Source organism: Kribbella sp. NBC_00359, from assembly GCF_036097425.1.
Lineage (GTDB): Bacteria > Actinomycetota > Actinomycetes > Propionibacteriales > Kribbellaceae > Kribbella.
On the sequence record NZ_CP107975.1, the window covers coordinates 6,826,622 to 6,850,289 of the forward strand.

The window sequence follows — 23,668 nt, forward strand, 5'->3', positions numbered from 1 at the left end:
CGGGTGACTCAAAGTTAAGGTGAGCGCCTTATGGCTGACTTGCGCGACTTTCCCGACCAGGCGTTCTCCGGGGTCCATCACGGCCCGTTGCAGGCGGGGGAGTGGATCACCCTGCAGGACTCCAAGAACCGGCGGCACTCGGTGTTCCTGGAGCGCGGGAAGATCTTCCACACCACCAAGGGCGGGATCGCGCACGACGACCTGATCGACGGGCCGGACGCGGTGGTGATCAGGTCCAAGGGCGGTGTCGAGTACCTGGCGTTGCGGCCGTTGATGGCCGACTACTCGGTGTCGATGCCGCGGGGCGCGGCGGTGATCTACCCGAAGGACACCGCGCAGATCGTGACGATGGCCGACATCTTCCCGGGCGCGAAGGTGGTCGAGGCCGGGGCCGGCTCCGGCGCGTTGACCACGGCGCTGCTGCGGGCGGTCGGGATCCACGGGCAGGTCGTCTCGTTCGAGCGTCGGGAGGACTTCGCCGAGGTCGCACGGAAGAACGTGACCGGTTTCTTCGGCGGCGAGCACCCGGCCTGGCGGCTCGAGGTCGGCGACCTGGTCGAGAAGCTGAACGAGCAGGACGTGGACCGCATCGTCCTGGACATGCTGGCGCCCTGGGAGTGCGTTGACGCCGCCGCTGAGGCGCTTTCACCCGGTGGGGTGCTGTGTGCCTATGTGGCCACCACGACGCAGCTGAGCCGGTTTGTGGAGACGCTGAGGGCACACGGTGAGTTCACGGAGCCGCGCGCCTGGGAGTCGCTCGTGCGAGACTGGCATGTAGAGGGTCTCGCGGTTCGCCCGGGACACCGAATGCAAGGTCACACAGCTTTTCTGGTCACCGCCAGGCGGATGGCGCACGGGGTGCAGGCACCCCGCAAGAAGCGCCGGCCCGCACCAGGCGCGTACGGCGACGACTACCAGGGGCCGCGCCGTGCCGAGACATCCGACGACATGCCGAAGGCAACTGATTCATCCGCAACCGACACGTGATGGGATACAGCTTGCCCGGCGAGGTTTTCTGGGTAAGGTCCATAGGGTCGAGCCCCACATGGTGAGGTGATGATCGTGGCTGGAGACGAGAGTCCTACCGCGGCAGAGCTGCGTAACCAGGTCCGGTACCTGGAAGCCGAGGTCGCGGCGTTGCGACGTCGGCTGCTCGAGCACCCGGCGGACAGCCGGTCGCTCGAAAGCAGACTGTCCGAAACCCAGGCCTCCTTGGCGAGTGTCACCGCTCAGAACGAGCGGCTGGCCGACACGCTGCGGGAGGCGCGAGAGAAGATCATCGCCCTGAAGGAGGAAGTCGACCGGCTGGCCCAACCGCCGTCCGGATTCGGCACCTTCCTCGGACGCAACGAAGACGACACGCTGGACGTGTTCACCGGTGGCCGCAAGCTCCGGGTCGCGGCCAGCCCATCGGTCGACCTGGACGCGCTCAAGCTCGGCCAGGAGCTGATGCTGAACGAGGCGCTCAACGTGGTCGAGGCCTGCGAGTTCGAGGTCGTCGGCGACGTGGTGATGCTGAAGGAGCTGCTGGCCGACGGCGAGCGGGCGCTGGTGATCGCGCAGGCGGACGAGGAACGGGTCGTCCGGCTCGCCTCGCCGCTGATGGACCAGGCCCTGCGGGCCGGTGACTCGCTGTTGCTGGAGCCCCGCTCCGGCTACGTCTACGAGAAGATCCCGAAGTCCGAGGTCGAGGAGCTGATCCTCGAAGAGGTCCCGGACATCGACTACACGCAGATCGGTGGTCTGAGCGGTCAGATCGAGCAGATCCGGGACGCGGTGGAGCTGCCGTACCTGCACAAGGACCTGTTCCTGGAGCACGAGCTCAAGCCGCCGAAGGGCGTGCTGCTCTACGGCCCGCCGGGCTGTGGCAAGACGCTGATCGCGAAGGCGGTGGCGAACTCGCTGGCCAAGAAGGTCGCCGAGCGGACCGGGGTGGACGGGCAGAAGTCGTTCTTCCTGAACATCAAGGGCCCGGAGCTGCTGAACAAGTACGTCGGTGAGACCGAGCGGCACATCCGGCTGGTCTTCCAGCGGGCCCGGGAGAAGGCCTCCGAGGGCATGCCGGTGATCGTGTTCTTCGACGAGATGGACTCGCTGTTCCGCACCCGCGGAAGCGGTGTCTCCTCCGATGTCGAGAACACCATCGTCCCGCAGTTGCTGAGCGAGATCGACGGTGTCGAGGGCCTGGAGAACGTCCTGGTCATCGGTGCCTCCAACCGCGAGGACATGATCGACCCGGCGATCCTGCGGCCGGGCCGGCTGGACGTGAAGATCAAGATCGAGCGTCCCGACGCCGAGGCGGCCCGGGACATCTTCTCGAAGTACCTGACCACCACCCTGCCGCTGCACGCCGATGACCTGAGCGAGTTCGGCGGCGACAAGGCGGAGTGCGTGAACGGGATGATCCAGCGCACCGTCGAGCGGATGTACACCGAGGCCGACGAGAACCGGTTCCTCGAGGTCACCTACGCCAACGGTGACAAGGAGGTCCTGTACTTCAAGGACTTCAACTCGGGCGCGATGATCCAGAACATCGTCGACCGGGCCAAGAAGATGGCGATCAAGGCCTTCCTGGACGAGAACCAGAAGGGCCTGCGGGTGCAGCACCTGCTGCAGGCGTGCGTGGACGAGTTCAAGGAGAACGAAGACCTCCCGAACACCACCAACCCGGACGACTGGGCCCGCATCTCCGGCAAGAAGGGCGAGCGGATCGTCTACATCCGTACCCTCATCTCCGGCAAGCAGGGCACCGAGCCCGGCCGCTCCATCGACACCGCCACCAACACCGGTCAATACCTGTAAGAACACCGAGACGGCCGCCGATCAGCCCCTGAGCTGACCGGCGGCCGTTCGGCGTTCCAGGACTACCCGGAGACCCGCCGGCTGAGCGCGGCCAGTTCGCGGTTGAAGTGCTCGGGTTGCTCCAGGTGCACGGTGTGGCCGACTCCGTCGTACCAGGCGGCCTCGGCGGTCGGGCAGGTCGCCAGCACGTGTTCGGCCATCGCCGGGAGCACCACCGTGTCGGCGCGGCCGTGGGTGACCACGAGCGGCACCGTGAGGGTCCGCAGTACGTCGTCCTCGTCGATCTCGCGGGCCAGGTTGGCCCGGATCCGGGCCGGCACGGTCATACTCGCCGCGAGCAGCAGCTCTGTGTCGTCGGCCGTGAACGGGGTGGCCGGGAAGGCCTTGATCAGACCGCGCGCACCGCGGATGTTGGTCGGCAGGTCGTCGGCGATCAGGTCGGGGAAGTTGTCCAGGAAGCCGGGGCCGATCAGGGTGCCGTACGCCGACGGACCGAGGCGGACCGCGCCGCCGACGAAGTCGATCCCGCCGATCCGGTCCTCGCCGTACGCTCGCACGTAGTCGCAGATGACGAACGCGCCGTACGACCAACCGACCAGGACCGGCCGGTCGAGCTGCAACCGGTCGATGACCGCGGCGAGGTCGTCGGCCCACAGGCGGGCGTCGGTGTACTGCTCCTGCTCCAGCGGCGCCTCTGACATGCCATGGCCGCGCAGGTCGTACGCGACGAGGCGGAACTCGCCGGCCAGCGCGCTCTCGTACTGCTTGTGCCAGCACAGATGGCTCTGCGACAGACCGTGGATGAACACGATCGGTGGCCCGTCCGTCCGGCCCCATTCGCGCACGTGCAGGCGCAGGCCGCCACCGCCCGTCACGGTATGGACTGTCGGCTGCTCGATGACTGCTGTCATGGCCCCTCCTCGGCTCGTTCGGTCGACTCGATCGTCACCGTGCGGCGGCAGGGACGGCATCCGGAACGGACTACGTATCCCTGCTCTGCCGCCTACGTAGTCGATGCAGCGTGATACTGACCAGATGACGGCTCGCGCGAGCGATGTGTTCGTCGGGCGCGCCCGTGAACTCGAGGCGCTCGAGGGCGTACTGGACGCTGCCCGGAACGGCCGTGGCGGGACCGTCCTGATCGCGGGCGACGCCGGCATCGGCAAGACCCGGCTGACCGCCGAGCTGTCCGCACGCGCCCGGGACGCCGGCTTCGAAGTCCTGCTCGGGCGCTCGATCGACCTGGTCGGCACCGAGCTGCCGTACCAGCCGTTCGCGCAGGCGCTGCGTCCGGTCGGTGACCTCCCTCGAGCCGACGGCCAGCAGTTCCGCGTCTTCGAGAACATCCTGGGTCTGCTCACGGACCGGGCGGAGTCCGCACCGGTGCTGCTCGTCCTCGAAGACCTGCACTGGGCGGACACGTCCACGCTCGATCTCGTGGTGTACCTCGCGCAGTACGTCGACGACCGGCCGGTGCTGCTGGTGGCGACGTACCGGGCGGACGAGCCGTCGTCGAGTGAGCGCATGCTCCGGCTCGCCAACGGAGTACGCCGTTCGGGATCGGCACTCCTCGTGGATCTCGGACCGCTCGACCGTCACGATCTGGCCGCACTCGTCGCGGCGTACGACGTCCCGCCACGGGCCACCGCCGACGCTGATGCGATCGTGGTCCGGTCCGAGGGCAATCCGTTCTTCGCGCAGGAACTGATCGCCGCGGCCGGCGATGGCGGTCTGCCGCGAGGCTTGCGTGAGCTCTTGCTGCAACGGGTCGACCGGCTCGATCAGCAGTCCCGGACGGTCGTCCGGATCGCCTCGGCCGCCGGCCGGGAGGTCGGATACGCGCTGCTGCGATCGGTCGCAGTGATGCCCGAGCAGGACGTTCGCGCAGCGCTGCGCGAGGCAGTCGAGTACGGCGTGCTGGTCGCCGAGCCGACGGCGAGCAGCTTTCGGTTCCGCCATGCGCTGCTGGCGGAGGCGGTCTACGCGACTCTGCTGCCGGGTGAGCGCGAGGAGATCCACGAACGCCTCGCTGAGGAGTTGGCGCGCAGTGAAGCGGCCGCGCCGGCTGAGCTGGCACCGCACTGGGCAGCGGCGGGACGCGCCGCGGAGGCACTGGCAGCTTCCGTCGCCGCCGCCCGCGAGGCGATCGCCGTCGCCGGTCTTGCCGAAGCGCGCACCCATCTGGAACGGGCCATCTCGCTGTGGCCGGCGGTGGCGAACGCGGCCGAGCTCGCCGGGTCCGATCTGGCCGGCATCTGTGCGTGGGCCGCCGAGGTCGCCAGCGAGACCGGCGCGGCGCCGCGGGCGGTCGAGCTCGCCCGGCGTGCGATCGACCTGGTCGGAGACCGCGATCGGCGCCGCGCGGCGCTGCTGCAGATGCGGCTGGGTGAGTACCTCCACGAGATCGGCAGCGATCTGTCCGGACTCGCGGCGCTCGAGCGCGCGGTCGAACTTGCCCGGGCCGAGCCGTTGCCGGACCGGGCGTACGTACTCGCCTCGTTCGCCGGCGGCCTGATGGTCGCCTGGCGCCACGCCGAGTCCGCGCGGCTGGCGGAGCAGGCATTGGCGCTCGCGCGCGACGCCGGTGCCGGAGCGGCTCTGGTTCGGGCGCTGACCGTGCGTGGCGCCGACCACGTCTATCTGGGCAGGACGGAGGAGGGCCTGTCCGATCTCGGCGAAGCGCTGCGGCTGGCCGAGGAGATCGGCGACTGGATCGGGCTGGATCGGGTGTACGTCAATCTGACCGATGCGCTGACGATGCTGGGCCGGCTACGGGAGTCCGTCCAGGTCGGTCGCCAGGGTCTGGAGGCGGTCCATCGCTACGGCATCGACAGCGCCGTACTGGTCTCGAATCTGATCGAGGCGCTGCTCGCCCTGGGCGACTGGGACGAGGCCGAGGCACTGAGCGCGGCCGCGTTGCGATCGACCTTGGCGAGCTTCCCGTACATGCTGCTGATGCTTCGAGCCGATCTCGAGGTCGGCCGCGGTGACTTCGTCGCGGCCCGGGAGCACCTCGACGCCGCGCTCGAGACCCTGCGTCCGGACCGTGGGCTCGGCATCTACGACGTTTGCCTGGCCGAACTCGCGCTCTGGGACCGGCGGTGGGCCGACGCCGCGGATCACACGAACGCGGCCTTGCAACGGATGGGCTCGGTCGAGGCCCCACAGCTTCGGGTGTGGTTCTGTGCAAAGGGTTTGCGAGCACAGGCAGAGCTTGCCGCGGTCGCCAGGACCCGGCGCGATGACGCCGCGGAGCGGAGGGTGCTCGACCGCGCCGATCAACTGATCGCGGTCGCCCGTGGTGCTGCCGAGGACGCCGCATCGGTGACGCCGGTCGGCAGCGCCTGGTTCGGTTTGGCCGACGCCGAGTACCAGCGCGCCCGGGGCGTCGCCGGTCCTGAGTTGTGGGCCGACGCCGCGGGCCGCTGGGCAGACCTCGGCCGTGTACCGCTCATCGCCTACTGCCGGTGGCGCCAGGCGGAGGCCTTGGTCACGGCCGGAGCGTCCCGGACCGAGGCGAGCATTCCCGCCCGTTCGGCGTACGAGGTTGCGGTCCGGATCGGTGCGCAGCCGTTGCGGCGCGAGCTCGAGTTGCTCGCCGAACTGGCCCGTCTGCGGCTCGCGACCCCGGCGGCCGAGGCTGAGCCCGGCGAGGGTCTTGACGAGGTTCTCGGGCTGACAGCACGTGAGGCCGAGGTGCTGACCCTGCTGTCCCGCGGCTGCACCGACCGGGAGATCGCGGTGGCGCTGGTGATCAGCGTTCGGACGGTCGGCGTCCACGTGTCGCACATCCTGCAGAAACTCGGCGCAGCCAACCGGATCGAGGCCGCCGCGATCGCCCACCGGATGTCCGGGCCGAGCTGAAGGGTGCGACCGGGGTTTCCCCTGATTACGGGGAGGCGCGGGCGGGTTTAGCTTGCTGGTATGGCGACGGATGAGGTGCGGAAGGACCTGCGGGCGGCGGTGGCCGCACGGCAGGAGCTGGGGCCGGAGTACGAGGCGGAGCTGATCGACAGCTTCCTGGAGAAGCTGGATGCGCGCGCTGCCCAGGTCCCCGTCGCCGCGCCGGCCAAGCCGGTCAAGGAGAGCCGGGAGACCGATCCAGGCGGTCTCGCGCTCGCCATCGTGTCCGTGGTCATGGGTATTCCGATCACCGCGATCGCGGCCACTCAGGAGGGCACGATCGCGGTGATCGTCTGCTGGGGTGGACTGGTCGGGATCAACCTGGCTCGCTCGATCTCGCGGATCGCGGGCAGGCCGGACTACCGCCGGCGCTGACCCGAGCCCGGCCCGGCTACCCGTTGACCGGTACCGGCCTGCCGGCGGCGTCGAAGGCGCGGACCTCCGCCTTGAGGCGCTGGCCGACCGTGAACTTCCCGTGTGCCTGGACCTCCGTGTAGGCGAAGCCGCCGTCGACGACCCCCTTGGTCCACTCACCGGCCTTGCCGTTCACCACGTACCGGGCTTCGACTCTGGCGATATCCGGCCGAGCCAGGTAGATGGTCCACGCCTGCAGGGTGCCGAGGTCGTTCGTGAAGTCGGTGTCCGACCCGCCGAGCGGCACCAAGCCTCGCTCGGCCGTCGGGCGGGCGGTCCAGGCCTTGTCGGCGACGATGCCGACGCTGCCGACGGCTCCGAGTTTGGCGGACGGCGGCACGCGCGTCATGCAGAACCTGTATCCCAGCCTGGCGGATGCGGGATGACTGCCCGTCGAGTTCACCGCCACCGCCACCGACGTCGTGCTGTCCTTGGTGATACCTCGCACGTGACGGCTCCAAAGCAGCTTGACGGTGCCTTTCTCCTGCGGGAACGTGCAGTCGCGGAGGAGGCCAGACAGATCGGCCCGTGGAACCGCTCCGAGATCCACACCGCCCCGGGCCGGAGTGTCGACACTGGTCTGGGACGGTGTGCCGGCGACTCCGGGATCGCTGGACTGCTTGCTGGTGACGACGAGCGTGCCGGCGACCACGGCTGCCACGGCTGCGACGGCAACCATCGGTGCGACCCAGCGCCGGTTCGAGTGATCGCGTCCGGGCATCGACTTGTCCATCACCCGGTTCCGGAGCCGGGACCGCTGGGACGAGGTCAACGGAGGAACCTTTGGCGGGTCGAGCTGGATGTTCATGAGAGCTCCTCGGTGAGCGCGACCCGCGTCAGCAGGTCCGGGAAACGGCGACGGGTGCGGTGGAGCCGGGCCTTGACCGTCCCGACCGGTACGCCGAGCGCGTCCGCGGCCTCGGCCATCGTGAGGCCGGACCAGACAACGAGCTCGAGGGTCTCCCGTTCGTGCCGGGGAAGTTGGGCCACGGCGCGACGGATCGCCGACATGCGGCGCTCGTCGTCCAGCCGGCGGGCGACCTCGGCGGCGTGATCGCCGTCGGGCGCCGGGTCGGGCAGACGATCCAGCAGTTTGCGCAGCCGGCTCGCCGTACGGAAGAGGGTCCGGCACTCGTTGCTGGCCACCATCAGCAGCCAGCCGCGGGCGCTGGGTCCGGTCAGCGGGCCTGGTGGGTTGCGCTGGAATCGCCGCCAGGTGCTCAGGAATGTCGCCTGGACCACGTCCTCGGCGGTACTCCAGGAAGCAGTCCGCCGGAACGCGAAGGCGTGCACCTCGTCCGCGTAGCGGTCGAACAGCTCGCCCAGCGCGAAGTGGTCCCCGGTGCGCAACCGCTCCCAGAGCTCCGGATCGGACCCCGTAGCCATGACCGGCTCCGTATCGTCAGTCAGGATGATCTTCACACCGGGTAGTGACCGGATACCGTCGCGATGGTTGCATCAGAGTGCGGCCAGGATGTCGCTGAGTCCGTGCTCGACGTCCTCGGGGAGGTCCAGGAGGAGTCCGCGGTGTACGCCGTACCACGGGCCGAGCCTGCACCAGTCGAGGGACCGTTCCCGCAGCTCAGGGCTCGGCTCGTAGGTCTCGGCCACGCCGACGCGCACTGAGGCCGGTGCGTCGTTCAGGAGCCAGCACAGGTCCAGTGCGGGGTCGCCGATCTCGGCATCCGTCCAGTCGATGATGCCGGTGATCCGCCCGTCCGCCACCAGGATGTGGTCAGGCCCGAGGTCGCAGTGCACCAGCGAAGTGCGCACCTGGGCGACACGATCGAGGAGCTCGCCGGCGGGCGCACGGCGGTCGGCCGGCAGCAGCGGGACCACACGCTCCCGGCACTCCGCGAGAAACGTCGCCTTCGCCGCGAAAGCCGTCTCAGCGTCCTGGGCGCCGTGGGCTACCGCATCCGCCGGGTCGACGGCGTGCAGGACCCTGAGGAAGGCGCCGAGCTCGCGGCCGAGCGCAGTACTGCCCTCCTCCAACGGCGTACCAGGCAGCATCAGGTGGCGTACGCCGTCCTCCGTCGTCTCCGGGACGGGTACGGGCAGCGGGAGCTGTGGGGCGAGCCAGGGGAGGAGTGTGGCCTCGGCCAGGAGCCGGGGACGGACCTCGGCGCGGCGAGGTGAGCGGTGGATCCACGGGCCTTCGATCCACGCGTGGCTGTCCCAGCCCTGCGTGATCGTCACACCAGACTCCTGACCAGCGGACCGAGCAGGGCGGCGGTGTCGGGCATGAAGGACCAGGTCGGGTCGTCCAGCTTGGCGACGAGGTCGGCCGGGGACATCCACGCGCCCCACTCGACCTCCTCCGGCTGGTGCTTGACCGGGCCGTCCCAGACGCAGCTGTACAGGTACGCGCGGTAGCGGGTGTGCTCGTCGGCATAGTCGCCCTCCGGCAACCGCACCAGCTCGGCACCGGTGATCCCGAGCTCCTCGGCCAGCTCCCGGACCACGGCGTCGTACGGGTCCTCGCCGGCCGCGACGACCCCTCCGGCGGCGAAGTCGTATCGGCCCGGGTAGACGTCCTTCGTCGGCGTACGACGGTGCACGTAGATGTCGCCGGCCGGATTCCGGACGAGTACGCCGGTGGCCGCGTGGCGCAGGTTGTCCCGGCGCATGACCGACCGAGGCGCCGATCCGGCGACACGGTTGTCCTCGTCCAGGATCGCCACCAATTCGTCCACGGGCGCAGTTTCACACGTAACCCTGTGGACACGGCAACACCTTTAGGCGGCGGCACCGCGTAGGCTCGTTCGCATGAGTGTTCGGCGGATCATGGGAACCGAGACGGAGTTCGGCATCTCGGTGCCCGGCCAGCCCGGGGCCAACCCGATGCTGACCTCGAGCCAGGTGGTGAACGGTTACGCCCAGACGCAGCCGCTCGCGCGGAAGACCCGGTGGGACTTCGACGAGGAGCACCCGCTGCGGGACGCGCGCGGCTTCGACCTCAGCCGGGAGGTGGCCGATTCCAGCCAGCTCACCGACGAGGAGACCGGCCTGGCGAACGTGATCCTCACCAACGGCGCCCGGCTGTACGTCGACCACGCCCACCCGGAGTACTCCGCCCCCGAGTGCACCAACCCGCGCGACGTCGTGGTGTGGGACAAGGCCGGCGAGCTGGTGATCATGGAAGGCGCCCGGCAGGCCCGCCAGATCCCCGGCGCCCCGCCGCTGAACCTGTACAAGAACAACACCGACAACAAGGGCGCGTCGTACGGCTCGCACGAGAACTACCTGATGCGCCGGTCCACGCCGTTCGCGTCGATCGTGCGGCATCTGACGCCGTTCTTCGTGAGCCGTCAGGTGGTGACAGGCGCCGGCCGCGTCGGCATCGGGCAGGACGGCGCAGCCCACGGTTTCCAGATCAGCCAGCGCGCCGACTACTTCGAGGTCGAGGTCGGGCTGGAGACGACGCTGAAGCGGCCGATCATCAACACCCGCGACGAGCCGCACGCGAATCCGGACCGCTACCGCCGCCTGCACGTCATCATCGGCGACGCGAACCTGTCCGAGATCTCGACGTACCTCAAGGTCGGGACGACGTCGCTGGTGCTGTCGATGATCGAGGACGGCTGGCTGACCGACGACCTCGGCGTGGACCGCCCGGTCAGCGCGCTGCACGAGGTCAGCCACGACCCGACCTGCACGTACCTGCTGACGCTCAAGGACGGCCGCAAGCTGACCGCGGTCCAGTTGCAGACGGAGTACCTCGAGCAGGCCCGCAAGTACGTCGAGGACAAGTACGGCGACGACGCGGACCGGCAGACCAAGGACGTGCTGCACCGCTGGGAGCAGGTGCTCGACCAGCTCGCCACCGACCCGATGAGGCTGGCCGACCAGCTCGACTGGGTGGCGAAGTACAAACTGCTCCAGTCGTACCGCGACCGCGACGGCCTGGACTGGGACGACTCGAAGCTCCATCTCGTCGACCTGCAGTACGCTGACCTGCGCCCGGACAAGGGTCTTTACTACAAGTTGGTCAAGGCCGGCCGGATGCAGCGGCTGGTGTCCGACGAGGAGATCCGGATGGCGGTCTCGCACCCGCCGACCGATACCCGGGCGTACTTCCGCGGCCGCTGCATGCAGCAGTACGCGCCGCAGGTCGCGGCCGCCTCCTGGGACTCGGTGATCTTCGATCTGCCGGGCAAGGAGTCGCTGCAACGGATCCCGACGCTCGATCCGCTGCGGGGCACGAAAGCGCATGTCGGGGCACTTCTTGACCAATGCGACACCGCGAGTGACCTGGTTCGCACCATTACTGGGGGCGCCGCCGGGTAGGGTCGCTATTGAGAGTCGGTTGGGCGACTCTCCCAGCGGTTCTAGGAGGTGTGTGGCCATGGCGAAGGACGGCGGTCAGCAGCACAAGCAGCCGAAGCGTTCGTCGACCGAGGAAGAGGTCGAGCAGGTCGAGGCGTCGGAGGACGCCCAGGAGCGCAAGGAGCGGCTCGACGACGACGTCGACTCGATCCTCGACGAGATCGACGAGGTGCTCGAGGAGAACGCCGAGGAGTTCGTCCGCGGATTCGTGCAAAAGGGTGGGGAGTGAACCGCTCGATGACTTTTGATGCCTCCGGCCGGTTGCCGGAAGCCTTCCTGATCCCAGGTGGCTCGTCGTTCATGGACTTCCTGGCCGGGCACGCGCCCGACCTGTTGCCGGGACGGCGCAGCCTGGGGTCGGCCGACTTCTCCCAGGACGTCCCGCACGGTACGACGATCGTCGCGGCCACCTTCCCCGGTGGCGTGGTGATGGCCGGCGACCGGCGGGCCACGATGGGCAACATCATCGCCCAGCGTGACATCGAGAAGGTGTTCCCCGCCGACGAGTACTCCGCGGTCGCGTTCGCGGGCACCGCCGGCTTCGGGATCGAGATGGTCCGGCTGTTCCAGGTGGAGCTGGAGCACTACGAGAAGCTCGAGGGCGCCACCCTCAGCCTGGACGGCAAGGCCAACCGGCTGAGCGCGCTGATCCGGGGCAACCTCTCGATGGCGCTGCAGGGCCTGACCGTGGTGCCGTTGTTCGCGGGCTACGACCCGGACATCAAGGGCGGCCGGATCTTCTCCTACGACCCGACCGGCGGGCGCTACGAGGAGCACCACTTCCACAGCGTCGGCTCGGGCTCGGTGTTCGCCCGCGGCGCGCTGAAGAAGCTCTACCGCGAGGACAGCTCGGTGACCGACTGCGTCACGGCCGTGATCCAGTCCCTGATCGACGCCGCCGACGACGACTCGGCGACCGGCGGTCCGGACATGCTGCGGCGGATCTTCCCGGTGGTCGGTGTGGTCACCGCGGACGGCTACCGGCGGATGCCGGAGGACGAGGTCGCCGCGATCGTCGACGCGGCCTGGGCCGAGCGCCACAACCGCCCCGACGGCCCGGCCTCGGCGTCCCTGACCTGACCTGATCCCGATCGACTGATAGAGGACGACACCTTCGATGAGCGTTCCGTTCTACGTCTCGCCCGAACAGCTGATGCGGGACCGGGCCGACTTCGCCCGCAAGGGCATCGCCAAGGGCCGCAGCGCGATCGCCCTGCAGTACGCCGACGGCATCCTGTTCGTCGCCGAGAACCGCTCGCCCGCGCTGCACAAGGTGGCCGAGATCTACGACCGGATGGCGTTCGCCGCCGTCGGCCGGTACAACGAGTTCGAGAACCTGCGGATCGCCGGCGTCCGGCTGGCCGACATGCGCGGGTACTCCTACGACCGGCGCGACGTCACCGGCCGGGCGCTGGCCAACGCGTACGCGCAGACCCTCGGCGCGATCTTCTCCTCCGGCGGTGAGAAGCCGCTCGAGGTGGAGATCCTGGTCGCCGAGGTCGGCACCAGCACGGCCGAGGACCAGATCTACCGGCTCACCTACGACGGCTCGATCGCGGACGTCCGCGGGTACGCCGTGATGGGTGGACCGGCCGAGCAGGTCGCGGACTACGTCGGCGAGCACTTCAAGGAGGGCATCTCGCTGGCCGGCGCGCTCCGGCTGGCCGTGGATGCGCTCGGCCATGACGGCACCGAGGTCCGCCAGTTGACCCCGGACCAGATCGAGGTCGCCGTCCTGGACCGGACGCGGACCCAGGTGCGCAAGTTCAAGCGGATCTCCGAGGAGACGCTGGCGCGCATCCTGTCCGAGTCCAAACCGGACGAGACTCCCACTGAGCCCGTCGAGGCAAAACCCGGTGGGGACGCCACGCCGGCTTCCTCGGCCGACGACACCCCGGTCGCGCCGGCGGACGACGTACCCATCGCGCCACCTGAGGAGCCGGACGACAACCGGCCGCTGTGAGCGAGTCAGCTGAAGGTTCAGCCGCCGCGGACTCCGCGGCGGCTGACCTGTCTCGTCCCGGCGATCCACAGCCGTGGGAGTTGCTCGGCGAGGAGCCGGGGTTCCACCGGTTCCTGACCGTGCAGCTTCGGCGCTACCGGTTGCCGGACGGTCGCGAGGCGGAGTGGGACGTGCTCGGCCCGGAGTCGTCCGCCGGGATCTCGGCCGGCATCACCGTGCTGCCGCTGACCCCGGAAGGCCGGATCGTGACGATCCGGATGTTCCGGGCCGGACCCGACCGGATCGTCACCAACCTGCCCGGCGGGCTGGTCGAGCCGGGGGAGGACCCGGCGTTGGCCGGTGCCCGCGAGCTCGAGGAGGAGACCGGGTACACCTGCGAGTCGCTCGACCTGGTCGGCTGGCAGTGGTCCTCGGCGTCCTCGACCTTTCGCAAGTACGTCGCGATCGCCCGCGGCTGCCGGCCGGACGGGAAGCAGGCGCTCGACGAGTTCGAGGACTGTGTGCCGGTCGAGCTGACCGTGGACGCGTTCCGCACCGAGCTCCGGACGCCTGGCGCGATGACGGGAATCGATGCCGCGTACCTCGCTCTCGACCACGCCGGACTTCTCTGAAAGCTTGGGATCGTGACTCCAGAACCGCAGCAGACCACCCGCCGCGACGACGGCATCGACCTCGGCGACACGATCGGGCTGGTGCACGGTCCGACCACTGACCCGGACGCCGAGCGCGTCGTCCGCGAGGCTCTCGCGCGCGTCGGCGTACAGACCATCACCGACGGGGAAGCGGACGTGACGGTCAGGCTCGGCGCGAGCGCTGCCGCCGTTGGCGTGGAGGCGGCCGAGGGATTGCCGGCCGAGGGGTACGTCGTCGTCGTGGGCGGAAACCAGATCGTGCTCGACGGCGTCGACACGGACGGGACCTTCTACGCCGCGCAGACCTTCGCACAACTTGTCCAGGGCAACCATCTGGACGGTGTGGAGATCCGCGACTGGCCGACGATGCGGTACCGCGGCTCGATCGAAGGCTTCTACGGCACGCCGTGGTCGCACGCGGACCGGCTCGACCACCTGGATTACCTCGGCGCCCACCGGATGAACACGTACCAGTACGCCCCGAAGGACGACCTGTACCACCGCGAGCAGTGGCGCGACCCGTACCCGGCCGACAAGCTGGCCGAGCTCGGCGAGCTGATCGAGCGCTCGCTGCGGAACAAGGTCGACTTCACCTTCGCGCTCTCGCCCGGCCTGTCGATCCGCTACACCGACGACACCGAGTTCCAGGCGCTGATCGCCAAGTTCGAGGCGCTCTACGAGCTCGGTGCCCGGGCGTTCAACGTGCCGCTGGACGACATCGAGTACGAGAAGTGGCACTGCGCCGAGGACGAGGAGAAGTACGGCGCCGGTGGCGGTGGAGCCGGACGGGCGCAGAGCGACCTCCTGAACCGGATCCAGCGCGAGTGGGTCGCGACCAAGCCCGATCTCGCCCCGCTGCAGATGGTGCCGACCGAGTACTACGACGTGACCGAGTCGCCGTACAAGCAGGCGCTCCGGGAGCAGCTGGACAGTGCGATCGTCGTGCACTGGACCGGGATCGGTGTCGTCCCGCACACGATCACGAGCGCACAAGCGGCCGAGGCGAAGGCCGTGTTCGGGCACGACATCCTGATCTGGGACAACTACCCGGTCAACGACTACGCGCACGGCCGGATCCTGCTCGCGGACTACAGCAACCGCGAGCCCGGCCTGGCCGACCAGGTCGTCGGCGTGATCTCGAACCCGATGAACCAGGCCGGGGCCAGCAAGCTCGCGCTCTACTCGTTCGCGGAGTTCGGCTGGAACCCGGCGACGTACGACCAGCAGGCGTCCTGGCATCGCGCGATCGCCGAGCGGGCCTCCGGCGACCCCGAGACGATCGCCGCGCTCGAGGTCTTCGCCGACCTGACGACGTACGACGGGAAACTGCACCTGGCGAACGCGCCGGTGCTGGCCGCGAAGATCGCCGCGTTCTGGGCGACCTGGGAGGGCGGCGACCTGGCCGGCGCGATCGCGGGGCTCGAGCCGTACTTCGAGGCGATCGAGAACGCTCCGGCGCAGATCCGCGCCGGTGTCTCCGACCCGTCCTTCGCAGACGAGACCGATGCCTGGCTCGACGCGAGCTTCTACTGGGGTCAGGCGCTCCGCGAGGCCCTCCGCGTCCTCGAAGCACGAGCCGAGGGCAACAGCTCGGACGTCGCCACCAGCCGGGCCCAGATCAACCACCTGGTCACCCAGGCCGAGGAGATCCGCGACATCCGCCTCCCGCACTCCCAGACCTACCCCCGCATCGCCGACGGCGTCGCCGACATGTTCCTGACCAGGGTGATGGACTCGTAGGAATTTGGCTTGCCGCGTCTCGCCCGGACCGGGAGGATGACCCGGTGCTGATCGATCACTGGCCGCTGCGCGGCCTCCGACTCGTCACTGAACGGCTCGTACTGCGACAGCCGGACGAGGGGGAGTTGGCGGCGCTGGCCGACGTCGCGGCCGCCGGCGTCCACCAGCCGGGCGAGCAGCCGTTCCTCACCCCGTGGACAGACCGTCCGCCCTCCGAACGCGCTCGGAGCGTGCTGCAGGGCTACTGGGAGGACCTGTCGTCCTGGACGCCGCAGAACTGGGCACTGCAGCTCGGTGTGTTCCGCGACGGCGTCCCCCTCGGCATCGTGGCGCTGCGGGCAACTGACTTCGCCATCCTCCGCGAGGTCAAGACGTGGTCGTGGCTCGGGCTCGAGCACCATGGCCAGGGCTTCGGCACCGAGGCCCGGAGAGCACTGCTGCACCTCGCCTTCGCCGGGCTGGATGCCGAGGCGGCGCTGACCGAGGTCTTCCAGGACAACGCCGGCTCGCAGGGCGTGTCGCGCAAGCTCGGCTATCGCCCGGACGGCATCTCCCGCGACGTGCTGCACGGCAAGCCGGTGGTGTCGGATCGGCTCCGCCTGACCCGCGAGGACTGGCAGGAGACCCCGGTCGAGGTCGTCGGCCTGGAGGACTGCCGGTCCTGGTTCATCGCGTAGGCTGAACGGCGGACCGCGACTGGCGCTGAGGTGGGCCACCACCGGGGAACGGTCCGCCGGGAACTCCGGCCGAGCCGCGCGCCTGGGCACACGACCTGTCGTCGACGCCCGAAGGAGCGCGCTGTGACTGCTGAACTGATGACCGGGACCGACCTCGCCGCGGAGATCGTGGCTCAGTCGGCCGCCAGGGCGAAGGCCCTGCAGGAGAAGGCCGGCGTGCAGCCGTGCCTGGCGACGGTGCTGGTGGGCGATGACCCCGCGTCGGCGACGTACGTGCGGATGAAGCAGAACCGGTCGAAGAAGGCCGGCATCGCGTCGCGGAGCGTCGTACTGCCCGCGGAAACGACCACCGGCGAACTGGTCGCCGAGATTCACAAGCTCTCCAGCGACCCCGCGGTACACGGGATCCTGCTGCAGCACCCGGTGCCGGCGCAGATCGACGAGCGGGCCGCGTTCGAGGCGATCGATCCGGCCAAGGACGTCGACGGCGTGACGATGCGGTCGTTCGCCGCGATGGCGTTCGGCGATCCCGGGTTCCGGTCCGCGACGCCCGGCGGGATCATGCGCCTGCTCGAGGCGTACGACGTACCGATCACTGGGGCGCACGCGGTCGTGATCGGCCGCAGCCCGATTCTCGGCAAGCCGGTCGGGATGTTGCTGCTGGCATCGAACGCGACCGTCACCTACACCCACTCGCGGACCCTCGGCCTGCCGGAGATCGTCCGGACCGCGGACATCGTGGTGGCGGCGGTCGGCAAACCGAACTTCGTCCGCGGCGACTGGCTGAAGCCGGGCGCGGTGGTGGTCGATGCCGGGTACAACGAGGGCAACATCGGCGACGTGCACTTCGAGGACGCGGCCCAGGTCGCCCGCCTGATCACGCCGGTGCCGGGCGGCGTCGGACCGATGACGATCGCCCTTCTGCTGGAGCAGGCCGTCGACGCCGCCGAGGCTCAGGCGGGCTGAGTCAGCGGTCGCACCCGCCGTCCTTGTCCCGGCGGGAGTGCGGGCGGGCGAGATCGTCGATGCCCTTGTAGGCGTACGGATCGGTCCCGGCCACCATCACGATGTCGCGGTAGTCATGCTTGCCGACGTGGACGCCGGGTGGCACGGACTGCCAGGGGAGCAGCGACTCCGCGCTCATGTAGTGGTTGGCGAGCGCCCGGCGGAGTCCGTGCCGGCCGGTGTTCGGCAGTGATCGGTGCAGCAGGTAGCCGTTGAAGATCACCGCCGAACCCGCGGGCACCTCGACCGGGACGGCGTCGTCGTCGGTGTACGGGAAGTCGAACGCCTCCACCGTGCAGTCGAAGCGGAGATCGTCCTGCTCCCGGTCGGGATAGATGACCCCGCGGCGGTGGGAGCCCGGCAGAACCCACAGGCAGCCGTTCTCCACGGTGGCATCGTCGAGCGCGATCCACACCGCGGTCAGCGAGCGGTCCCTGGTCGGGATGAAGAACTCGTCCTGGTGCCAGGCCTGGCCCGGCTTCCCCTCGGGCTTGATGAACAGCATCGACTGCATGGCCTTGACGTTCGGCCCGATCACCGCGGTCAGCGCGGCCACCACCCGTGGCGCCTGTAACGCGGCGAGTGCCACGTCGGACGCCTTGTGCGGCTGGTGGATGCACAGGTACTTGCGCAGGACATCCGCGGTCGGCTCGGCGGCTGGACCTCCGTCGATGACGCCGAGGTCACCACGGCACAGAGCCTCGGCCGCGGCATGGAGCGCCGTGACCTGGTCGGGTGTCACGGCGTGATCGAGGACGACGAAGCCGTCCCGCCGGAAGGACTCGACCAACTCCTCGGTGACCTCGGCGAAGCTGGGTACGGCGGTGACAGGCTGCATCTGATGCTCCATCCGGCCTTGGGGGCGATGACCGGCTTCACAGTCTCAGAGCACACCGGGCCCGGCCAATGTCGCGGGCGTGCGCATTACTATCTGTTTGTGACCTCGCAACCCCCGGTGATCAGCGTGAACTCCGTGGTCCAGGTCGCGGACTATCCGCCCGGGGCAACCTATGGCCCACGCACGCTGCCGAACTACGAACTGCTCTGGATCCTGAGCGGTTCGGCGCGGTGGCGCACCGACGTGTACGACGATGCCGGCGTCCGGCAGGCGACCGTGGAGGAGGACCTCCGCCCGGGCACCGTGGCATTGGCTCGGCGCGGGAACCGGGATGCTTATATCTGGGACTGCGATCGCTCGTCACGGCACGCGTACGTGCACTTCCAGATCGAGGACTTCGGCGGACTCGGCGATCCGTCGACTTGGCCGTCGGTGCGATCCCAGTCCGATCCGAGCCTGCTGGACGGGCTGTGCACCTACCTGCTGGACCTTGCCGGCGTACCGTCATCGTCGGTCCGGGGACACAGCGACCGGTTGGTGGCGACGATGCTGGAGGTCTTCCTCAGCGCTCCGGCCGGCCAGCCGCGCGAGGAGATGCCGGATGCTGTAAGCGGCTTGGTCGACCATGTTGCGACCGTGTGGGCGAGGAGCGGACCGCGGATCATCCCCGTCCCCGAGTTGGCCGCTGCGGCGAACCTGTCGGCGGGACACCTGCACCGGCTTTTCCGGGAGAGGTACGGCTGCGGACCGGCGTACGCCCTGGATCTGATCCGGCTGGCCCGGGCTGCGACCGCGCTCCTGCGTACCAACGCGACGATCGCGGAGATCGCGTCCGACTGTGGCTACAGCAATCCGTACCACTTCTCCCGCCGCTTCTCCCTCGCCTACGGCCAACCGCCGGGATCGTTCCGGCGTCGCCGGCAACTGACCGATCCGCTCGCACCGGTCCGGGAGGCCGGGCTGCTTCCGGTGGCCCGGAGGCTGCTCGAGGCGGCACTATCCGAGACGGCCGTCCACTCTCTGACCACTCTGCTCTAGGGTTGGAGACAGACGACCAAGGAGGCGAAGACGTGGCGGTACGGGCGATCCGGGGTGCCACCCAGCTCGACGTGGACGAGCGCGAGCATCTGCTCGAGCGGTCCGCGGAGCTGGTGCGGGCGGTCCTGGAGGCGAACGATCTGGAGAACGAGGATCTGATCAGCATCCTGTTCACCGTCACGCCGGACCTGCACTCGGAGTTTCCCGCCGTGGCGGGGCGTCAGATCGGGCTGACCGACGTACCGCTGATGTGCATGCAGGAGATCGCCGTCCCGCACGCCCTGCCGCGCGTGGTCAGGCTGATGGTGCACACCGAGACGCCGCGTTCCCGGGAGAAGATCCAGCACGTCTACCTGCACGGCGCGGTAGCTCTCCGCCCCGACCTGACCGGCGCCCAGTGACCGAGTTGCGCGGTCCGGTCCGGATCGTCGGCACGGGACTCATCGGTACGTCGATCGGCCTGGCGCTGGCGCGGTTGGGTGTCGTGGTGGAGCTCGTCGACGCCGATCCGGACAACGCGCTGATGGCCGAGCGGATCGGCGCGGGTTCGCGGCTGGTCCAGATCGAGCCACAGCTCGTGGTGGTCGCCGTACCGCCGGATCACGTCGGCGCGGTGATCGCCGAGCAGCTGGAGCAGACCGACGCGGTCGTCACCGATGCCGCCAGCGTGAAGTCGAAGCCGCTCGCCGACGCGGGCAAGCTCACCGGCGACCTCAGCCGGTACGTCGGCAGTCACCCGATGGCCGGCTCCGAGCGGAACGGGCCACTCGCCGCCCGCGCGGACCTGTTCGACGGCGCGACCTGGGCGATCACTCCGCACGGCACCAGCTCGCCCGCTGCGATCGAGCTGGTACGGCGGCTGGCCGAGGCGGCCGGGGCCCGGACCGTCGAGCTGTCTGTCGAGGACCACGACCTCGGCGTCGCCCGGGTGTCACACCTGCCGCACCTGATGTCGGCGCTCGCCGCGGGCACGCTGGCCGACGCGCCGACCTCGCACCTGCAGCTGTCCGGCCAGGGCGTCCGGGACGTGACCCGGATCGCGGCCGGCGACCCCAAGCTGTGGACCCAGATCGTGTCCGCGAACTCGACCGCCCTGACCGGCCTGCTGGAGCAGATCCGCGGTGAGCTCGACCGCCTGCTCGTTGCCTTGGGCAAGGAAGAGGCCGCCGAGGAGCTGACCTCGATCCTCGGGCTCGGCGTCTCGGGTGCGGTCCGGGTGCCGGGCAAGCACGGTACGCCGCACATCGACCTGGTGACCGTCCTGGTGACCATCCCCGACCGGCCGGGGCAGCTGGCCCGTTTGTTCGCGGACGCGGCCGAGTCCGGCGCGAACGTCGAGGACCTGCGGATCGACCACAGTCCGGGCCGTCCGGTCGGTGAGGTCGAGCTGGCGGTCAAACCCGGTTCGGTCGACCAGTTGGTCGACGTACTGACCGAGCGCGGCTGGGTCGTCCACCGGTAGGCGGTCCTGATCGGTGGATTGTCCCCTGTCACAGGTAATCTTCGGGCATGATCATCGCTGTGGACGGCCCGAGCGGCTCCGGTAAGTCGAGCACCGCGCGAGGCGTCGCCAGCCGGCTGGGGCTGCGCTTCCTGGACACCGGAGCGACCTATCGGGCGGTGACCTGGTCGGCCCTCGAGCACGGACTCGACCTGGACGACACCGCGGCGGTCGCGCAGCGGTCCCGGGAGCTGCGCCTCGAGGTCAGCACCGACCCGGCGCATCAGTTCGTGATCGCCGACGGGACCGACGTGACGACCGCGATCCGGGAGCCGCGGATCAGCGAGACGGTCTCCAAGATCGCCACCAACCTGGACGTCCGCAAGGAGCTGATCCGGCGCCAGCGGGCGATCATCGACGACGCCCAGCCGACCGGCGGGATCGTGGTCGAGGGCCGCGACATCGCCACCGTGGTCGCGACCGACTCCGAGCTCAAGGTGCTGCTCACCGCCGACCAGGAGGCCCGGATGGCGCGCCGCGGCGCCGAGCTGGCGGCCGGGGCGGTGACCGCCGAGCAGCTCCGCGACCAGATCGTCCGCCGGGACGCCGACGACGCGACCGTGTCGGAGTTCCTGGTCGCGTCCGACGGCGCGGTCACGATCGATTCGACCCATCTGTCCCTGGAGGAGGTCATCGACGTGATCAGCCGTCTCGCGAAGGAGGCCGAGGCCGCCCCGCGCGACCCGAAGTCATGAGAGAGCGCATCGCCGCATGACCGCGGAGCTGACCGGGCACCTGGAGTTGCCACGCACTGACGATCTGCCTCGGCTGCCGTACCGGCTCGCGCTGCCGATGCGCACGGTCGCCAAACCGTACTTCCGGCGCAAGTACAAGCTGACCATTCACCACGAGGACCGGTTCCCGCGAACCGGTCCGGTGCTGATGACTCCGAACCATCTGAGCCTGCTCGACGGGCCGCTGCTCGGGGCGATCGCGCCCCGGATGCTGCACCAGCTCGGCAAGATCGAGGTGTTCGGCGGGCTCCAGGGCAAGATCCTCCGGCGGATCGGGCAGATCCCGGTCGACCGATCGGCGTACGACGTCCTCGCGGTCCGGCAGTCGATCAAGGTGCTCCGCGACGGCCGGGTACTGAACATCTACCCCGAAGGAACCCGCGGTCCGGGCGACTTCAGCCGGATCCGGACCGGAGTGGCGTATCTGGCCATGGTGACGGGCGCGCCGATCCTGCCGGTCGCGCTGCTCGGGACCAGGCTGCCGCACGGCGACGTCGAGGGTTTCCCACCGGCCGGGAGCCGGGTCGATGTGGTCTATGGCGAGCCGTTCACGGTGGAGCGCGTACCCTTTCCCAGGAGGCATTCCGACGTACGCGCGGTTGCCGACCAGATCGGCGACGTGCTGCGAGCCCATGTGAGGGCGGCCGTCGAAGCCACCGGCCACCCCCTCCCGGGCGCGCCAGACAAGAAGGACCCTGATGACTGACCTGCCCACCGGCTACGACTTCGCCGAGCCTACGCACGACCGCGAGGACACCGGGCCGCTGCCCGTGCTCGCGATCGTCGGCCGGCCGAACGTGGGCAAGTCCACGCTGGTCAACCGCATCATCGGCCGCCGCGAGGCCGTCGTCGAGGACACCCCGGGGGTGACCCGGGACCGCGTCTCGTACGACGCGAACTGGGCCGGCCGCGGCTTCACGGTCGTCGACACCGGCGGTTGGGACCCGGACGCGGTCGGGATGGCCGCCCTGGTCGCGGCGCAGGCCGAGGTCGCGATCAATGCGGCCGACGCAGTGCTGTTCGTGGTCGACGCGACGGTCGGGATCACGGATGCGGACGAGGCCGTCGTACGGGTGCTGCGGAAGTCGGGTAAGCCGGTCGTTCTCGCGGCGAACAAGGTCGACGACCAGCGGGTCGAGGCCGAGGCGATGAACCTGTGGAGTCTCGGTATCGGCGAGCCGTTCCCGGTCTCGGCGATGCACGGCCGCGGCACCGGCGACATGCTCGACGCCGTACTGGCCGCCCTGCCCGAGGCACCGCCGGAGCGCGACCCCGAGACCGGCGGCCCGCGCCGGGTCGCGATCGTCGGCAAGCCGAACGTCGGCAAGTCCTCCCTGCTGAACAAGGTCGCCAAGGAGGACCGCGTCGTCGTCAGCGACGTCGCCGGTACGACGGTCGACCCGGTGGACGAGCTGATCACGCTGGCCGGCAAGGAGTGGCGGTTCATCGACACCGCCGGCATCCGCCGCAAGGTGAAGAGCGCCCAGGGGCACGAGTACTACGCCTCGCTGCGGACCAACGCGGCGATCGAGCGGGCCGAGGTCGTCGTGGTCGTGATCGACGCGTCCGAGCCGATGGCCGAGCAGGACCTGCGGATCATGAGTGCGGTCGAGGAGGCCGGCAAGGCACTCGTGATCGCCTACAACAAATGGGACCTTGTCGACGAGGACCGGCGGTACTACCTGGAGCGCGAGATCGACCGCGACCTGGTGCAGTTCCGCTGGGCTCCACGGGTGAACATCAGCGCCCTCACCGGCCGGCACATGGAGAAGCTGGTCCCGGCCATCGAGGCGGCGCTGGACGGCTGGCAGACCCGCGTCCCGACCGGCCAGCTGAACGCGTTCCTCGGCCGCCTGGTCGCCGCGCACCCACACCCGGTCCGGTCCGGCAAGCAGCCGAAGATCCTGTTCGGCACCCAGGCGACGACGATGCCGCCGACGTTCGCGATCTTCACCTCCGGCCAGATCGAGGCGTCGTACCAGCGCTTCATCGAACGCCGCCTCCGCGAGGACTTCGGCTTCGTCGGCAGCCCCGTCCACGTCCAGATCCGAGCCCGCCAAAAGAACAAGAAGCGCTGACCCCTTGGTCAAAA

24 protein-coding genes and 1 riboswitch are annotated in these 23,668 nt (G+C 69.5%); of the genes, 18 read left to right on the forward strand and 6 right to left on the reverse strand.

Annotated features, from left to right (window positions below):
* Positions 1–30 precede the first annotated feature (30 nt).
* Together OG876_RS33180 and arc are read left to right on the forward strand one after the other, a co-directional pair.
* Positions 31–987: a tRNA (adenine-N1)-methyltransferase gene (locus OG876_RS33180; RefSeq protein ID WP_328520626.1), complete on the forward strand. Its 957-nt coding sequence runs from the start codon at positions 31–33 to the stop codon at positions 985–987.
* 69 nt (positions 988–1,056) lie between these two features.
* Positions 1,057–2,802, forward strand: a complete 1,746-nt coding sequence (arc, locus tag OG876_RS33185) for a proteasome ATPase (protein ID WP_328520627.1) — start codon at positions 1,057–1,059, stop codon at positions 2,800–2,802.
* Positions 2,803–2,864: 62 nt separating this feature from the next.
* Here the strand turns inward: arc and OG876_RS33190 are convergent, their stop codons facing one another.
* Positions 2,865–3,713, reverse strand: coding sequence for an alpha/beta fold hydrolase (locus OG876_RS33190; RefSeq protein WP_328520628.1), 849 nt, complete (start codon positions 3,711–3,713; stop codon positions 2,865–2,867).
* A gap of 124 nt (positions 3,714–3,837) precedes the next feature.
* On the opposite strand from OG876_RS33190, the gene OG876_RS33195 reads away from it, so the two are divergent.
* Positions 3,838–6,666 (forward strand): ATP-binding protein, encoded by a 2,829-nt coding sequence (locus tag OG876_RS33195; RefSeq protein WP_328520629.1) that lies wholly within the window; start codon positions 3,838–3,840, stop codon positions 6,664–6,666.
* A gap of 60 nt (positions 6,667–6,726) precedes the next feature.
* Positions 6,727–7,080, forward strand: coding sequence for a hypothetical protein (locus tag OG876_RS33200; RefSeq protein ID WP_328520630.1), 354 nt, complete (start codon positions 6,727–6,729; stop codon positions 7,078–7,080).
* Between the two features lie 16 nt (positions 7,081–7,096).
* On the opposite strand, the gene OG876_RS33205 is transcribed toward OG876_RS33200, so the two are convergent.
* The 4 genes from OG876_RS33205 to OG876_RS33220 form a co-directional block, all read right to left on the reverse strand.
* Complete coding sequence (locus tag OG876_RS33205) at positions 7,097–7,927, reverse strand: hypothetical protein (protein ID WP_328520631.1); 831 nt, start codon at positions 7,925–7,927, stop codon at positions 7,097–7,099.
* Positions 7,924–8,505 (reverse strand): RNA polymerase sigma factor, encoded by a 582-nt coding sequence (locus OG876_RS33210; protein WP_328520632.1) that lies wholly within the window; start codon positions 8,503–8,505, stop codon positions 7,924–7,926. The genes OG876_RS33205 and OG876_RS33210 overlap by 4 nt, the downstream gene beginning before the upstream one ends.
* A gap of 72 nt (positions 8,506–8,577) precedes the next feature.
* On the reverse strand, positions 8,578–9,318 hold the full coding sequence (locus OG876_RS33215) for a phosphotransferase (RefSeq protein WP_328520633.1): 741 nt from the start codon (positions 9,316–9,318) through the stop codon (positions 8,578–8,580).
* The gene (locus OG876_RS33220) at positions 9,315–9,815 is read right to left on the reverse strand and encodes an NUDIX hydrolase (RefSeq protein ID WP_328520634.1); all 501 of its coding nucleotides are present in this window, start codon (positions 9,813–9,815) and stop codon (positions 9,315–9,317) included. The genes OG876_RS33215 and OG876_RS33220 overlap by 4 nt, the downstream gene beginning before the upstream one ends.
* 73 nt (positions 9,816–9,888) lie before the next feature.
* On the opposite strand from OG876_RS33220, the gene dop reads away from it, so the two are divergent.
* From dop to OG876_RS33260, 8 genes are all read left to right on the forward strand, one after another.
* A complete protein-coding gene (gene dop, locus OG876_RS33225; protein ID WP_328520635.1) occupies positions 9,889–11,409 on the forward strand; it encodes a depupylase/deamidase Dop in 1,521 nt (506 codons plus the stop codon).
* Positions 11,410–11,467: 58 nt separating this feature from the next.
* The gene (locus tag OG876_RS33230) at positions 11,468–11,677 is read left to right on the forward strand and encodes a ubiquitin-like protein Pup (protein WP_328520636.1); all 210 of its coding nucleotides are present in this window, start codon (positions 11,468–11,470) and stop codon (positions 11,675–11,677) included.
* Between the two features lie 8 nt (positions 11,678–11,685).
* Complete coding sequence (gene prcB, locus OG876_RS33235) at positions 11,686–12,528, forward strand: proteasome subunit beta (protein ID WP_328520637.1); 843 nt, start codon at positions 11,686–11,688, stop codon at positions 12,526–12,528.
* A 37-nt stretch (positions 12,529–12,565) separates the two neighbouring features.
* On the forward strand, positions 12,566–13,411 hold the full coding sequence (gene prcA, locus OG876_RS33240; protein WP_328520638.1) for a proteasome subunit alpha: 846 nt from the start codon (positions 12,566–12,568) through the stop codon (positions 13,409–13,411).
* Complete coding sequence (locus OG876_RS33245; protein WP_328520639.1) at positions 13,408–14,022, forward strand: NUDIX hydrolase; 615 nt, start codon at positions 13,408–13,410, stop codon at positions 14,020–14,022. Before prcA ends, OG876_RS33245 begins: the two co-directional genes overlap by 4 nt.
* A 12-nt stretch (positions 14,023–14,034) precedes the next feature.
* The gene (locus OG876_RS33250) at positions 14,035–15,783 is read left to right on the forward strand and encodes a beta-N-acetylglucosaminidase domain-containing protein (protein WP_328520640.1); all 1,749 of its coding nucleotides are present in this window, start codon (positions 14,035–14,037) and stop codon (positions 15,781–15,783) included.
* A gap of 44 nt (positions 15,784–15,827) precedes the next feature.
* Positions 15,828–16,460, forward strand: a complete 633-nt coding sequence (locus OG876_RS33255; RefSeq protein WP_328520641.1) for a GNAT family N-acetyltransferase — start codon at positions 15,828–15,830, stop codon at positions 16,458–16,460.
* A 5-nt stretch (positions 16,461–16,465) separates the two neighbouring features.
* A riboswitch (ZMP/ZTP riboswitch) is annotated at positions 16,466–16,555 on the forward strand.
* A 28-nt stretch (positions 16,556–16,583) separates the two neighbouring features.
* Positions 16,584–17,426, forward strand: coding sequence for a bifunctional 5,10-methylenetetrahydrofolate dehydrogenase/5,10-methenyltetrahydrofolate cyclohydrolase (locus OG876_RS33260; RefSeq protein ID WP_328520642.1), 843 nt, complete (start codon positions 16,584–16,586; stop codon positions 17,424–17,426).
* 1 nt (position 17,427) lies between these two features.
* Here the strand turns inward: OG876_RS33260 and OG876_RS33265 are convergent, their stop codons facing one another.
* On the reverse strand, positions 17,428–18,303 hold the full coding sequence (locus OG876_RS33265) for a phytanoyl-CoA dioxygenase family protein (protein WP_328520643.1): 876 nt from the start codon (positions 18,301–18,303) through the stop codon (positions 17,428–17,430).
* Between the two features lie 99 nt (positions 18,304–18,402).
* On the opposite strand from OG876_RS33265, the gene OG876_RS33270 reads away from it, so the two are divergent.
* The 6 genes from OG876_RS33270 to der are packed head-to-tail and all read left to right on the forward strand — an operon-like array spanning position 18,403 to position 23,654.
* A complete protein-coding gene (locus OG876_RS33270; protein ID WP_328520644.1) occupies positions 18,403–19,341 on the forward strand; it encodes a helix-turn-helix domain-containing protein in 939 nt (312 codons plus the stop codon).
* A 32-nt stretch (positions 19,342–19,373) separates the two neighbouring features.
* Positions 19,374–19,742 (forward strand): chorismate mutase, encoded by a 369-nt coding sequence (gene aroH / locus OG876_RS33275; RefSeq protein WP_328520645.1) that lies wholly within the window; start codon positions 19,374–19,376, stop codon positions 19,740–19,742.
* Positions 19,739–20,803 carry a prephenate dehydrogenase gene (locus OG876_RS33280; RefSeq protein WP_328520646.1) on the forward strand — a complete coding sequence of 355 codons (1,065 nt, stop codon included), beginning with the start codon at positions 19,739–19,741 and terminating at the stop codon, positions 20,801–20,803. Before aroH ends, OG876_RS33280 begins: the two co-directional genes overlap by 4 nt.
* A gap of 47 nt (positions 20,804–20,850) precedes the next feature.
* Positions 20,851–21,537, forward strand: a complete 687-nt coding sequence (gene cmk, locus OG876_RS33285) for a (d)CMP kinase (RefSeq protein ID WP_328520647.1) — start codon at positions 20,851–20,853, stop codon at positions 21,535–21,537.
* Between the two features lie 16 nt (positions 21,538–21,553).
* Positions 21,554–22,282, forward strand: a complete 729-nt coding sequence (locus OG876_RS33290) for a lysophospholipid acyltransferase family protein (protein WP_328520648.1) — start codon at positions 21,554–21,556, stop codon at positions 22,280–22,282.
* A complete protein-coding gene (der, locus tag OG876_RS33295) occupies positions 22,275–23,654 on the forward strand; it encodes a ribosome biogenesis GTPase Der (RefSeq protein WP_328520649.1) in 1,380 nt (459 codons plus the stop codon). Before OG876_RS33290 ends, der begins: the two co-directional genes overlap by 8 nt.
* Positions 23,655–23,668 lie beyond the last annotated feature (14 nt).